Source organism: Pseudofrankia coriaricola (genome assembly GCF_001854805.1).
Classification (GTDB): Bacteria; Actinomycetota; Actinomycetes; order Frankiales; family Frankiaceae; genus Pseudofrankia.
This window is the reverse complement of sequence record NZ_MBLO01000025.1, coordinates 18,817-32,945: the sequence shown is the minus strand read 5'-3', so window position 1 is coordinate 32,945 and position 14,129 is coordinate 18,817. Positions and strand designations below refer to the sequence as shown.

Sequence of the window (14,129 nt, the reverse complement as noted above, 5' to 3'; positions counted from 1 at the left end):
GGCGCGACCGCGATCGGGGTACTCGCGGATCGGGACGCCGGGTGGCTTGTCCCCGTTCGCTGAGTGTTGGCAGTTTCGGCAGAGCCCGTCATGTCGCTCCGAGGCCGCGTCCCGGACCGACGAAACACAGGCCCGGCCCGGCCCGGTCTGTTCGCGAATCGGTCGGAAAGTGGCGCCCGAGCGCGCATCCGGCTTGCTGCCTGAGGACCTCACTCACATGTACGGGGTCAGGATCCCAAAGGCTCTAGGCTCGGTCACCGCGGACGATGTTGAGATGTGGACGGTGGGAGTCCTGCATGGGGGTGGGGCCGGTCTTCACGGCGGCCGAACGGTAGCGGTCGAAGGCGGCCTGAGCCCGGCTTTCCAGGTCGTCGACGAGCGCGAGCTGAGCGCGGACCCGCCGCTCACCCGCCGGTCCGGCGGCCAGCAGGTCCGAGAGGCAGTGGTCCACCGCCCGCCGTGCCGCCAGCCACCCAAGGAGCAGGCGGGAACGGTCCATGTCCGATACCTCGTCCACCGAGAGTTATCCCTCCGGATTGCTGATTGCTCGCTCCGGTCGCGTCTCCTGCCTCGCCTGGCGGTGCGACGTGTGTCGGCGCCGTCCTCAGCGCCCGCGCTGGTGCCCACTCCCAGAGTGCCGCAGTTAGGCCGGCGACGCCCAATGGTTCGCCGAAACCGCCCGCCCCGTCGATCTGCCAACCCGGCCTTGCCGCTGGTCAGCGCACCGGCGCCATCCGGGCAGGCCGGAGGATCGACGAAGAGCCGGGCACACTGATCCGTCAGCCGAACCCCGCCGTTCGTCAGCCTGAACCCGCCGTTGGTCAGCATGCCCAGCACCACGCGGGCGGACCGCCGGATCGACGAGGCTCGGCGCCGACCGACCACCAACCGCCCCGCGCCAGTAAGCGGTACGCACCCGTCGGCACAGCGCGGTACGCACCCATCGACACAGCGGGTGCCACGGCCGGCGGGGCTCCCGAGCACGGCGATCGGGAGGATTCTCGTCGGTCAGCGGGCGGACTGGTGGGACGCCGCCAGAGCGCGGCGACGGCCCGGCGAGGCCGGCTCACCGCCTTCGCGGGTTTCCGCCGCGGCAGCGAGCGCTGGCAGGTCCGCTCCCGCGGAAATTCACGACACGAGGCCGCCACGGACCACCCTGAGGTGACACTCCGCGAGCGAATTGTGGCGCGCCGTCGACCTGCCGGCTCACTGACGCACATGTCTCGGCATCCTCTCGTGCAGGCTCGGCCGCACGAGACCCGGCCAGGCCACCGGCGCCGCCAGCGGCCGGTGGCGGGTGGAACTTCGCGAGCCTCGGCAAGATGTGGCAAAGCGAGTACCGACGGCCATGACGGGCAACCAGAGGTCGAGTGCCTGGGCGTTACCGGACAGAATGGGCATTGTGTCGGCCGTCCGTTGCCGCCGGGCCGCCACGGTCTGGCTTCTCAGCCTCACGCTCGCGGTGCCCGCCACTGCCGGATGCGGAATCCTCGCCGACGACCGACCCGCCACCCAGGCCGGAGCCGGTCCCACGCCAGCCGCGGCCGCCGTCGTGACGCACACGGCCGGCCCGGACGCATACGAACGCTCCGGCCGGCCCGGCAACCTACGGCTGGTGCTGCCGGGCGCCGACACCGCGGGGCCGTACCCGCTGGTCATCGCGCTGCACAGCCTCTTCCACGACGGCAGCGAGGCGGCCGGGTGGGGCCTGGACAAGCTGGCCAAGACGGCTGGCTTCGCGCTGGTCAGTCCGGACGGCATCGACGGGTCCTGGAACGCGGGCACCTGCTGCGACGAGGCGGCCAACGCCTCCGTCGATGACGTCGGCTGGCTGCACGCGCTGATCCAGCACCTGGAGAGCAACTACCCGATCGATCCGGCGCGGGTGGTCATCATCGGCCTCTCCAACGGCGGAATGATGGCCTACCGGTACGCCTGCGATCATCCCGAGGACGTCGCGGGGATCGCGGTTGTCGCCGGCAGCCTGCAGCAGCTGGGTTGCCGCCCGAATGCGCCGGTCACGGTCGTCTCGGTACACGGCGGCAAGGACGGGCACGTGCCCGGCGCCGGGACGCCCTGGCAGCCCGCGCTCGGCACACCGATCACCTCGACCGAGCAGAGCCTTGCCCCGTTCCGGGCGGCCGACCGCTGCGAGGCGCCGACCCGCCCGGGCGACGTCACGGCCACCGGCCAGGACGGCGCGCCCCGGCTGTCGCCGGCCCTCAGCACGAGCAGCGCGGCGGTGACCCCCGCCCAGATCCGAGCCGTGCTCGCGGCGGTCGCGCCTCAGGCCCAACCGACAGCCGCTTCCGGGGGCCCAGCATCCGGACCCGCGGCGGGCGGCACCGCCGCGCCGACGCCTTCCTCGACCACCGCGGCGCCCACGACGCCCTCGTTCACGCTGGTGACGGTCGACCCGGTGGCGAGCCCGGCACCCGTGGTACGCACCGAGTCGACGTGCGCCACCGGAGCCCGGGTGGTCGACTACTACCTGCCGGACGTCGACCATGGCTGGCCGCCCGCCACCGGCCCCAGTGCCTTCGACACCGCGTCAGTGCTCTGGCAGCTGTTGAGCACGGCGCGCGCCCACGCGGCCTCCGTCGCCCGCTGACGCGACGCCCGAGGCGCCAGCCTCAGGCACGGCCAGCCTCAGGCAGCGGGTTGGAAGGACGCACGCAGCGAGGTCATCAGGGTGTCGAGTTCGGCGTCGGAGTCGGCGGGCACCCGGACGATCAGGATGTAGACGGCGCCGGGCGCGTCGACCGAGCGCATCAGATACGAGACCTTCTGCCCCTGCCTGGTGTAGGTACCGGTCAGCTCACGCACCTTGGCGCCGGACACCGGGTCGGTGACGTCGCCGGAGCCGGTGACGGCGAGACCCGGCTGCCCGCCGAACTCGAGTGCCTGCACCTTGGACAGCGCGCCGGCCCCGTCGACCCCGGTCCGCCGAGCGACGCCGATCATCCTCGGCCCGGACGGCTCTCCGAAGAACACCCCGGTGGAGTCCTCTCGCACCGCCCAGCTGCTGGGATGAGAGAAGGTGGACTTCGCCTTGCTGGCCGTCGTGGTGTACGAAACCCAGTCCGATGGCACGGCCGGGGTCGCCGACGCGCCTGGCGAGGGTGCCGGCGTCCCTCCGGTCGGGGCGGACGTGACAGCCGTCGGGGTGGCGCTTGACGTCGCCGCCACGGCGCTCTCTCCGCTGGGGCGGATCTTCTCCCAGACGACACCCGCGCCAACACCGAGGCCGAGCGCGAACCCAAGCCAGACCAGCGCGATCACCAGCCGGCGCAGGAACAGGCTCATGCTTGGATCGGGCGCCGCTTTGGCGGAGGAACTGGGGCCGCTCTCGGGGCCGTCGCCGGGATCGTCGGAATCGTTGATCTTGGCGAAGCGGCCGGAGCCCTCGGGCGACGCGGCGAACCTGGAGGACGTCGCTCCGGCGGCTGTCCGGCGCGGGCCGGTCCCGCGGCCAGGCTGGAAACCATCCTCATCGGCGTCGTCATCCCTGGGCGCGCCGCCCCGCCCTCCGGTACGCCAGGGGCGCTCGCCGGCACGGTCGGGGCCGTCGGCCCTGGCCCGCTCCCCGGCGGCCGGGCTGGGCGCTGACGCGAACCGGCCGGTTCCGCCGCCGGCCCTGGCCGACGGATCCATGCCAACCGGCAGCCCGTCGGTAGCTGGATCCTGGTCGTCGTCGGGGCTCGTCCGCCCGGCCGGTCTCCGGTCGCCCCAGCCGTCCTGACGGCCCGGGCTGACGGCCGGGCGGGCGCCCGTGCCCTGGTAGCCGCCCCGGCGTGGTGAGCCGTCGCCATCGCTCCGGTAGTCACGGGCTGGCCCGGTGCCTCGCCCAGCGGGCTCATCGCGGTGCCAAGACCCGGATCCGTCGCGGTCGCCGCCGCGCCCGACGTTCCCTCGTTCACCGCCGGCGCGAGTCCGGCCGCCCTCATAACTTGGCCTGGTGCCCCCCGACCGGTCTGCGATGTCCTCGCGCCCGGTGCCGCGCCCGCCAGCGGGACGCCGGCCTTCCGGCTCCTCGCGGTAGTAGTCGTCGCGCGGGTACGGCGCACGCCCGTCGCTGTCCTGCCGGTACCCGTCGGACTCGTCGGCGCGACGTCCGGTCACCGCGGACCGACGCGGGTCGACCGGGCCGGGCCGGCGAGCACCGTCCGTCACCAGGCAGCCTCCATCCGGAACTCATGCCAGATTTGCCCAACACCGGTGTACCACCGCTGTTGGTTCCCTATTGCGGCAGGTCCTGATCAACCGGACCTTCGTCGCCCACAGGGCATTGAGCATGCCACCGAGCATTTCGATCGCATAGCCGTCGACCGAGCACTAACGCGGATGAGATGGCGGAATCATGACAGAATGCCGCCCGCTGGGCACGCTGCGGAGACAGGGCAGTCACGCAACGCTGTCAGACCGATCCGGCGCCACCCTGGCGCCCCTCCGGATTCGTTCGATTCAGGACCGTCCAATCGGGCGTTCGGGACATTCGTCTACGGTGACCAGTCGGACGACGCCCCACCCCGGCACCCGCGAGGAGCAGGGCGGGCGCCCGCGCAGGCGTCCCGCGCCCGCGCGCGGTACGCGGACCGGCGCCTGAAAGAACAGACCGAGGGGGAGCGATGCAGAACACGCTCAAAGCGATGCAGGACCTGCTCAAGGGGTTCAAGCAGTTCATTCTGCGCGGCAACATCATCGACCTGGCCGTGGCGGTCGTGGTCGGCCTCGCGTTCACCGCGCTGGTCACGTCGCTGGTGGAGAACATCTTCACGCCGCTCATCGCGGCGATCGGCGGCAAGCAGGACTTCTCCGCCCTGCACTTCAAGATCCACAACAGCGTGTTCCTGTACGGGAGGTTCATCAACAGTGCGATCACCTTCCTGACCGTCGCCGCGGTGATCTACTTCCTGGTCGTGTTGCCGCTGGCCAAGCTCAACGAGCGGCGCGCGCATGATCAGGTGCCCGTCGAAGAGGAGCCCGTGCTGTCCGACGAGGCCCGGCTGCTGATCGAGATCCGCGACCTGCTCGCCACCCGCGAGCCCGGCTCCGGCACGAACAGGACGAAGTCGAGCCTCTGACGGCCTGGCCACACCGGTCTGGCTTGCTCTGGCCTGGCCGGCTGGCGGAACCATGCGCCGTGTGCCCTTGTACCGGTCGTCGTCTGTACCGGTCGTCGTCGACGGCGCCCAGGACCCGACGTCCCGACATCCGCGACACCGCGCGCGGAGGTCGGCCGGCGAACGCCGCCCGCCGCCCCGGCGGCGACGTGATCTCCTGCCCCGGCGGAGGGCATGCCGGTCGGCCCGCGTGCCCGGCCCGCAGCGACCGACGCGGCCAACGCGGCCGCCGTCACAGCCACCGGCACGGCCCGCGGACGACGGACGACGGACGACACGCGAGGACGGCGGAGGGGTGTGTCGGCCGACCGACCCGCGCCGGACCCGTCAGTCCGATAACCGATAGCCTGTGCAGACCGCTTAGCGGAAACGTTGGATGGATTTCAGGAATCACTCAGGGTCCGCCGGGAAAGTGCATCTCATGACAACGCGTCCCACCTTCAACACCACCGCGTTCGGCAACAGCGACGCGGCCGGCCGGCCAATCGATGCCCGGGAGGTGCCTGACGCCGCGTCCGAGTACCGCTCGCCCTGGGCTCCGCCTGTAACGGGCTCGGCCGAGAACACCGGACCCGGCGCGGCCCCACAGGGGCCGCCCGGCGAGTTCGGGCATACGCCATATGCCGGCGGCATGAACCCGGCCACGGGCCCCGTCCTCGTCGGTCCGGCGACCGGTGGGGTCCCGACGAACACGGTGTTCAACACCGAGGGCACGCCGGGCCCCAACCCGCCGACTGGTCCCGGCCAGGGCTCCCCTTGGGGCCCACCGCCGTCCCCACCGTCCCCACCCTGGTCCGCGGGCCCGCCTTCCGGCCAGCCATGGGCGGCCCCGCAGTATCCGCCACCCACCGGCGGGTATGGCTCACCCGCCGGTGGTATCCCCGGCGGTCCTGTCGGGCCGGGCGGGCCGGGCCCGGGCCCCGCGCGCTCGGGCCCGCTGGGCGGCCGGCGCCGGCTGGTCGCCGCGGCGGTCGCGCTGGTGCTCGTCAGTGGGGGCATCGGCGGCGGCGTCGGAGCCCTGGTGGCCGACAACAGCGGCTCCTCCCAGGTCGTCACCGGCTCGGGGCTGACCCGTGACACCGACAACTCCCCCGTGGCGCCGGCCGCCGACGGCACCGTCAGCAAGGCCGCGCAGGTCATCCTGCCGAGCGTGGTCACGATCTCCGAGGTGTCGAGCAGCGAGGCCGGCACCGGGTCCGGCGTGATCATCCGCGCGGACGGATACATCCTGACCAACAACCACGTCGTGTCGGGCGCCTCGTCCGGCGGATCGCTTACCGTGACGCTGCAAACCGGCGAGCAGCTCGACGCCACCGTCGTGGGTACCGACCCCAGCTCGGACCTCGCCGTCGTCAAGATCAATAAGACCGGCCTCACGGCGGCGACGTTCGGCGACTCCGACGCGCTGCAGATCGGGGAGCTGGTGGTCGCGGTCGGCAGCCCGCTCGGCCTGTCCGGGACGGTCACCTCCGGCATCGTCAGCGCCGTGCACCGGCCGGTGCGCACCGGCGACAGCCAGGTGCAGGACCAGAACGCGGTGCTCGACGCGATCCAGACCGACACCGCGATCAACCCGGGCAACTCGGGCGGGCCGCTGGTCAACAGCAAGGGCCAGATCGTTGGCATCAACAGCGCGATCGCGACTGTCGACAGCGGCAGTGGGCTCGGGCAACAGCAGCAGTCCGGCAACATCGGCGTCGGCTTCGCGATCGGCAGCAACTACGCGCAGAAGATCGCCGAGCAACTGATCGCGACTGGCCACGCCACCCACCCGTATCTCGGCGTCAGCGCGTCGGACGTGGGCAACGGCAACAACAACCAGCCCAGCACCAGCAGCGAGGGCGCCCAGATCCGGTCCCTCGTCGGCGGTGGCCCGGCTGAGCAGGCCGGTCTGCAGGTCGGCGACATCATCACCAAGCTCGACGACCGGACGGTGACTGACACCGACTCGCTGATCGCGGCGGTACGGGCACACGAGGTCAATAACAACGTCACGGTCACCTACAGCCGTGACGGCCAGACCCGGACCGTCCAGGTCAAGCTGGCCCAGCAGCCGTAGTAAACCAGGCTGCGCAGTACCCCAGCGCCCGTGCGTGGCCCGACAGCCGCCCACGGCCGCGGACGGGCACCCGAGCCCGGCCGGTGGCAGCCACCGGCCGGGCTCGTCACTGTTCGGGGCCAGCACCCGGAGAGCTGTCGAACGCCTCCCGCCGTACGGGGCAGCGCCTCGTCATGGACGGCCCCCTCCGACGATGGACTGACGCTGAGGCCGGGCCAATGCTCGGCGCGGATGTTCCGCGGGTGGGCGGCCATCAATGGTGGCCGCGCCGCGAATACCTGACGGAATCGCGGGTGTTCATTCGGATTTTCCCATCAGATACACCACGGACGCCCAGAAAACGATTCCAGGTCCGGCGCAACCATGCGGCGCAGATTGTGCGGGGCAACGCCCGGCGGCGGCCTGGCGCGGTCCGACGGACCGTCCGCGGCGGCGCCGCGCGGAGGCAAGTTGTCCCATAACGGACGTGATCCGCCCTAGAACCTGCTGTACGTCCGGTCCCCCCAGATGAGAACATGTTCGCGGAGAAGGTGTCACGGATCGGCACCCCGTGGGCCGAGTACGGCCATCGCCGTCAAGTCCGATGGGCTGTCGAACGCGCGACACGGCGATCTTTGCAAGCTTCACGCCCAACGAAGGCCTGGCTTCTAGTATTGGTGCGTCCGACAGAGCGACAGGAGCGGCGGGCGATATGGACGGCGACGCGGACCTGGTGGCACGAGTACGCCGCGGTGACCGTCAGGCATTTGACGATCTCTACGATCGGTACGCGGACGACGTCTTCTCGATGTGCGTTGTCGTTCTGGGGGACCCGACGGTCGCCCGCGCCGCCGCCGGCACGGCGTTCGCCCTCGTGGCCCGCACCCGGATGAACCCGCTGAGCGAGCCGGCCCGGCTGCGGTCGTGGCTGCTCGAGCTTGCCCGCGGCAGCGCCCTCGCCTGGTCCGGGTCGCCGCAGGCGCGTAGCGCGCCCGTGCCGCATGGCATCAGCGCCGAGGACATGATCGACGGAGCCGTGGTGCCCGCGCCGGCCAGCCTGCGCGCGGGCCTCGCGCGCACCTTCGACCGGGCCGCCAGCGCCGCCGCGCACGAGCGAGCCGCCCAGGAGCGCCTCGCCGCCCGGACGGACTACGGCATGGAGTCGTCCGGGCTGCCGGTCCGCACCACCGGCGCCGCCATCGCGATGGCCGGCGCCGCCGCGTTCGCCGACTCGGACCCCGACACCGACACCGAGGTCGACGCCACCCGGCGCGACGTCGCGGGCGCGATCGGCCTTGGGGCCGTGGCCGTGGCCGGCCTCGCCGACGCCCCGACCATCGTCTCCGGCGCGACCGGAGGCACGGGCGCCGCCGCGGCCGGAGGCGCGGGATCGGCCGGGTCGAACCTCGCCGCGGCCGCGGCCGACAAGGGGACCGCCGCGGCGCAAGCCGACGGCGGAAACCTCGCCCAGGCAGCCGCCGACCATCTGACCAAGGCCGCCCAAGGGACGACAAAGAGTGCCGGCGCGGCGCACGCCGACGGCGGAAACGCCGCCCAGGCAGCCGCCGACCACCTGACCAAGGCCGCCGGGCACGACCCGGCTGGCGCCGCCGGGCTGCACGGCCACGCCGCCGAGGCGCACGGCCACGCCGTCGGCGTCGCGAAGGCCTCCGGCGGCGACTCCGCGGCAACCAGCCACGCCGCGGCCGGCCACGGCAATGCGGCGAACGCCGCCCAGCAGGCGCAGTCGGCCCAGTGGCAGGGCGCAGCCGACGCGGCCACCAGCCCAGGGCACCTCCCCGCCGTCGACGTCGACCCCCCGACCGTCGACGTCGACCTGAGCGAGCTCGCCGAGCCGAACGTGGTGCCGTTCCCGGCCCACCGGTACGACGCCGACGGCCACTACTACGCCGACGGCCAGGGCGCGCCGCTGGTGCCGATCGACGGCGTCGAGGGGCGCCGCCGCCACGGGCCGGACTGGCGCACCCGTCCTGCGATCGCGGTGGCGGCGTCGCTGGTCGTCGCTGTCGCGGGCATCACCGCCGCGCTCAACTGGCCGGCGCCGACCGCCCAGCTGTCCGCTCAGGACTTTCCCGACGTCGCGATCGTGGCTCCCTCGCTGGAGGTGGGCAAGACGGCCGGCACGGGGGCGACCGGCCGGCCGACCCCGCCCGGGCCGACGGCCGCCCCGACCGTCGGCGTCTCCAGCCTCCCGGGCCCGGGAGGCCAGCCGCGGCTCGTCAGCGACGACCGCCCGATCGCCACGACGACACCAGCGCCGCCGACGCGGGCGGGCGCCTCGTCGGCGCCCGTGACCCCACCGCCGCCGGAGACCACCACCAAGGGCACCAGCTCCGGCCCGTCACCGACGCGCACCACGAGCTCGCCCACGCCGTCACCGACGCGCACGACGACCTCGCCCACGCCGTCACCGACCCGTACGACGACCTCGCCCACGCCAGGCGACGGCGGCGCTCCCACCACCCCCGCGCAGCCGACGTCGTCCACACCGAGCACGCCGCCCGCGGCGCCCAAGACGACGAACCCTCCGACCATCGAGTCGAACAGCGGCACGTCGTCGCTTCCCGGCACCGTCGGCTCCGGAAACACGGCCAACATCTAGTCCTCGCTCGAACGACGGCCCCGGTCTGAACGCGGCCGTGCCGCCTCGGGGCTATGCCGTGTCTGTCGGCCTCCCGGACGCGAGGCTTCGCCATCATCGCCGCAGGGGTCCCCGGAGGATCGGCGCTAGCCGATCCTCCGGGGGCGCGACTTCGGCCTAGGACTCGCGGAGGTAGGTGAGGACGGCGAGCACGCGGCGGTGGTCGCTGCCGGATGCCTCCAGGCCCAGCTTGGAGAAGACGTTGGAGATGTGTTTCTCGACGGCGCCGGCGCTCACCACCAGCTCGCCGGCGATCGCCGCGTTCGAGCGGCCCTCGGCCATCAGCCGCAGCACTTCGCGCTCACGCGGGGTCAGAGAGGCCATCGGGTCGTCGCGCCGTGTGCGGACGAGGAGCTGCGCGACCACCTCGGGATCCATCACGGTGCCGCCCGAGGCCACCCGCCGGACGGCCTCGACGAACTCCCGGACATCGGCGACACGGTCCTTGAGCAGGTAGCCGATGCTGCCGGCGCCGTCGGCGAGCAGCTCGGCCGCGTACTGTTTCTCGACGTACTGGCTGAGCACCAGCACCGGCGAGCCCGGCACGGTGGAGCGGGCCGTGATCGCGGCCCGCAGCCCCTCGTCGCGATGCGACGGCGGCATTCGCACGTCGACAACCGAGACGTCCGGTCGGTGGGCGGCGATCGCCTCAACCAGGGCAGGACCGTCACCGACCGCTGCCACAATCTCACAGCCCGCGTCGGTCAGCAGGCGGGACAGCCCTTCCCTCAGCAGCACCGAGTCCTCGGCGATCACGACCCGCACGAGTCCTCCCGGTCCTGGTCCATCGTCGGCAACCTTCACGGCGCGGTACCGGCGCACCTCCGGCCGCGCAAGACTCGGCCATTGTCGCGCGGCCTTTCAGCGGGTCGTTCTCGGTGGTCCGGCGTGAGCGGCGTTACGCGGGCGCGGGCGGCGTCACCGCATCGCCCGGGCGCACCGTGCCCGCGCCGCGCACCTGGACGTAGATGCCGCATTCGGTATGACCGTAGTGGGCGGAAAGCTCCTTGACGACCTTGAGGTCACGCTCGGCGGTATCCGGATTGACGGTGGTCGCGGCGCAGCGCCGGGTGACGGAGAGCACCTGGGCCCGCACCGGGCCCAGGGTGATCTCCTTACCGATCCAGTCACGCTCGGCCCAGGCCGGGATGCCGTCGACGTAGACGTTCGCCCGGAACCGCAGCGGGTGGACCGGTTGGCCGACCCGCGCGGCGAGGTCGCGCACGGATGCCAGGTTGACGACGGAGACCGCGCGCATCAGGTCCGGCCCGGCCGGCCCCGCGTCGGTGAACCGGTGGCCGCCACGGGCCTCGACCAGTCGGGGCAGCCCGTGGACCGTGTCCGTCACGTCCGTCATGCCCGTGCCGTCCGTGCCGTGGCCCGGGGCGGCGCCGGATGTGCCGGCGGTCGGGGTGGCGAGCGCGCCGAAGTACTCCTCGACGGCGCGCCGTCCGGCCGCGGTGCCGAGGTCGGCCGACCAGCGGCGCATGCCGTCGTCGACGCGGAGCTGGCCGGTGACCGGGTCGTAGCCGGTGCGGACCCTGGCGAGCGCCTCGTCGCGCTGCAGCATCAGGAACCGCGTCTTGTGCAGCGCCTCCGGATGGTCCTCGTCGAACTCGGTGTCGGGCAGCGCGAGTGCGAACATCCGATCACCGGGGACGCCCTCGTCGGCGCTCAGCGCGACCTCGCCGATCGGCTCGGCGGACAGCCCCTTCACCGGGTACCGGTAGAGCTCGGCTACCAGCGGACCAGCCGAAACACCCATCTATCCGCTCCCTCGTCTGTCCACCGCCGTCTCCGTCCTCCGGCCACCCGCCGCGGCGACGGCCGGCCTCACACGACGAGAAGCGGCCAGCCGGCACGAGCCCCATGCCTCGTGACGACGGCGCGGCCCCACACAGCGGGAGGCGACTCGGCCGGCGGCGCGCATGCCGACGCTACCGGGCACTCGGCGGCTTCTTCACCATGGCTCTCGGTCGGTCTCCAGCATTCGGCCCTCTTCGCCGTCTCGCCCCCCGGACAGCCCGTCGGCCGACGGGCCGAAGGCCGCGCTCACGGGTCAGCGGACGCGGTAGGTGACGGTGGTCGAGTACTGGTCGAAGTCATTGATCCGCAGGGTGATCGTCATGCGCCAGTCCCCGGGGAGCGGGACCTGAGCGTCCTGGGTGACCAGGGCCCCGGTGCCGGCCGCGACCACCGGTACCTCGAGCGGGCCGACCTGGGCCGCCGGTAGCGACAGCGTCACCGACGCCTCGACCAGCCGTTGCGGCTGTCCCTGCGGGTCGCGCACCGTGACCTCGATGCCCTCCAGGCCGATCCGGGTGGGCGACACCCGCACGTCGACGGTGAGGGGTCCGGCGACGGTTGTCGTGTGGAACGGCGGAGCGTACGAGGACCGGCCGGGGACACGGTTGATCAGTACGGCGGTCACGGCCAGCACCGCGATCGCGATCACCGCCTCGGCGATCACCCCACGCCGCAGCGCGGCGAGCGCTCCGACGGTGACCTCCCGCCCGGAGCCGTCCGCGTCGGGTGTGGCGGGCGCGGCGGCCGCCTTGGCGCCGTCCAGGCCGCCACCCGCGGCGCGCCGGTGGGCCACGCCGCGGCCCACCGGATCCGTCTCGGCTGTCATGGCCAGCGCGACCGGCCGATAGTGGTGCCTGATCCAACGCTGGGAGATGTAGCCGATCCCGAGCATCGCCAGCACGAACCAGAGCTTGTAGAGCAGCAACCGCCCGTAGTCGGTGTCGAACAGGGCTGGCAGCGTGCCGACCTCGCGCCAGGTCTGGTAGGTGCCGCTGACCACGATCGCGGCGACCGCGGCCATCGCCGTGCGTGACCAGCGCGGGAGCACCGAGGCAAGCTCCGCGGCCCGGGCCGCCGGCACCGGTACGGCCTCGGCGCCCTGCTCGTCCAGGTAGGCACGAGCGGCGGCGAGGTCGGCCTCCTCGTCCGTCTCACCGGCGTTCCCCCGCTCGACAGCGGAGGCCCAGCCGGCCGATACGCCCTGGCCGCCCGTCGTCACGGCCGCCGAGGCACGCCGGTCGAGGAGCCCGGCGGCGAGCACGGCCAGGCCTCCCAGCCAGATCGACATGGCGAGCAGGTGCACCGTCAGGCTGCTGGCGGCGAGCCAGGACCACGAGCCCGCGCCCGCGTGCCCGACGAGCGCCGTCGTCGCGGCGACCGCGACGGCGAGGCCGCCGAGCTCGGCCATCACCCAGCGCGAGGGCCGCACCGCGCCGGCGGGCGGCGGGCTGTCGGCGGCTCCCTCGGCGAGGGTCCAGACCAGTCCTCGGAGCAGCGGAAGAGCGAGCAGCAGGGCCAGCAGGCGAATCAGGGTGAGCCGGCCGTACCGGTCCCCGAGCGTGGCCCCGAGCGGATCCCAGCGTGCCAGCGCCGAAAGCCCCAGTCCCGAGGCGTAGACGCCCTGCAGGAGCAGACAGGCGACGGACCCGACGAACACCGCCACCCAGCCGCCGACGATCAGCAGCCGCGGCGCGCGGCGGCGTAGCCCGCCCGGCCAGAGCGCCACCAGGAGGAACACGGCGCCGAGCAGCAGCGCCATTCCGGCGAACGCGACCAGCCGCGCGAGGCCGAAGGTGAACCCGGTGAGGGCCGACCCCTTCGGGGTGGCGCTCGCCGCCGCCGCGGCGCCGGCAGCCGGCGCCTCGCCGATCCCGAAGGCGTAGCCACCCGCGATCGGATGGCTGTCGGCGGAGATGACGCGCCAGCTGACGAGGTACGTCCCCTTCGGCAGCCCCGGCTTGAGGGCCACGGTCACGTCGGAGGCGTGTGCGCCGCTGTGCGCGCCGCCGGTGTCCACCCGGGTGCCATGGGTGTCGATCACACGGATCGCGTTCGCGTCGGTGCGGACGGCCTCACTGAAGCCCAGTGTGATGTTCGTCGGTGCGGTGGCGACGGCGGTGCCGCCGGCCGGGGTGGCCCGTTCCAGGATGGCGTGCGCCCACGCTGGCGAGGCCGCGCCACCGACGACGGCCAGTGCGGTGGCCAGCGTCAGCACCAGCAACGTCCCGGCCCGACGCCGACGGTGCCCCGCCGCCGCGATCCGGCGCCGAGGCCGGCGGACCGCCGCGGCACCGGAGCTCCCCGAGGGCGTCGTGGGCTCATCGGCCGCCACGCCCGCCGCCGACCCCCGGGAGAGGCCCGGCGAGTCCGCCTTGATGCCGGTCTTACCGCTCATAACGTTCAGTCTCTTCCTGTCACCGCGCCCAGCGGTGTTCTCGCCAAAGCACGGGTTGGTCCCGATCTCGTCGGCGGTGCGGCGCATAGCGCCGATGAGCCATCC

9 protein-coding genes are annotated in these 14,129 nt (G+C 73.1%); 4 read left to right on the top strand and 5 right to left on the bottom strand.

The features are described from left to right. Positions 1-244: 244 nt before the first annotated feature. Complete coding sequence (locus BCD48_RS04365) at positions 245-517, bottom strand: hypothetical protein (RefSeq protein WP_071046929.1); 273 nt, start codon at positions 515-517, stop codon at positions 245-247. An 876-nt stretch (positions 518-1,393) separates the two neighbouring features. Between BCD48_RS04365 and BCD48_RS04360 the strand changes: the two genes are divergently transcribed. Continuing rightward, entirely contained in the window at positions 1,394-2,611 is a 1,218-nt protein-coding gene (locus tag BCD48_RS04360) for a CE1 family esterase (RefSeq protein WP_071046928.1), read from the top strand. Between the two features lie 38 nt (positions 2,612-2,649). On the opposite strand, the gene BCD48_RS51955 is transcribed toward BCD48_RS04360, so the two are convergent. Next, positions 2,650-4,173 (bottom strand): hypothetical protein, encoded by a 1,524-nt coding sequence (locus BCD48_RS51955; RefSeq protein WP_071046927.1) that lies wholly within the window; start codon positions 4,171-4,173, stop codon positions 2,650-2,652. A 455-nt stretch (positions 4,174-4,628) separates the two neighbouring features. On the opposite strand from BCD48_RS51955, the gene mscL reads away from it, so the two are divergent. The 3 genes from mscL (at position 4,629) to BCD48_RS51950 (ending at position 9,784) form a co-directional block, all read left to right on the top strand. Further along, the gene (gene mscL, locus BCD48_RS04350; RefSeq protein WP_241841504.1) at positions 4,629-5,084 is read left to right on the top strand and encodes a large conductance mechanosensitive channel protein MscL; all 456 of its coding nucleotides are present in this window, start codon (positions 4,629-4,631) and stop codon (positions 5,082-5,084) included. 460 nt (positions 5,085-5,544) lie between these two features. Next, positions 5,545-7,182 carry a S1C family serine protease gene (locus BCD48_RS04345; RefSeq protein ID WP_071046926.1) on the top strand — a complete coding sequence of 546 codons (1,638 nt, stop codon included), beginning with the start codon at positions 5,545-5,547 and terminating at the stop codon, positions 7,180-7,182. A 691-nt stretch (positions 7,183-7,873) separates the two neighbouring features. Next, positions 7,874-9,784, top strand: coding sequence for a hypothetical protein (locus BCD48_RS51950; protein ID WP_071046925.1), 1,911 nt, complete (start codon positions 7,874-7,876; stop codon positions 9,782-9,784). A 156-nt stretch (positions 9,785-9,940) separates the two neighbouring features. Here BCD48_RS51950 and BCD48_RS04335 read toward each other — a convergent pair whose 3' ends face one another. The 3 genes from BCD48_RS04335 to BCD48_RS04325 form a co-directional block, all read right to left on the bottom strand. Then, a complete protein-coding gene (locus BCD48_RS04335) occupies positions 9,941-10,588 on the bottom strand; it encodes a response regulator transcription factor (RefSeq protein WP_071046924.1) in 648 nt (215 codons plus the stop codon). A 133-nt stretch (positions 10,589-10,721) separates the two neighbouring features. After that, entirely contained in the window at positions 10,722-11,588 is an 867-nt protein-coding gene (locus tag BCD48_RS04330) for an MOSC domain-containing protein (RefSeq protein ID WP_071046923.1), read from the bottom strand. A gap of 294 nt (positions 11,589-11,882) precedes the next feature. Beyond that, the gene (locus BCD48_RS04325) at positions 11,883-14,024 is read right to left on the bottom strand and encodes a copper resistance protein CopC (protein ID WP_241841503.1); all 2,142 of its coding nucleotides are present in this window, start codon (positions 14,022-14,024) and stop codon (positions 11,883-11,885) included. Between the last annotated feature and the right edge of the window lie 105 nt (positions 14,025-14,129).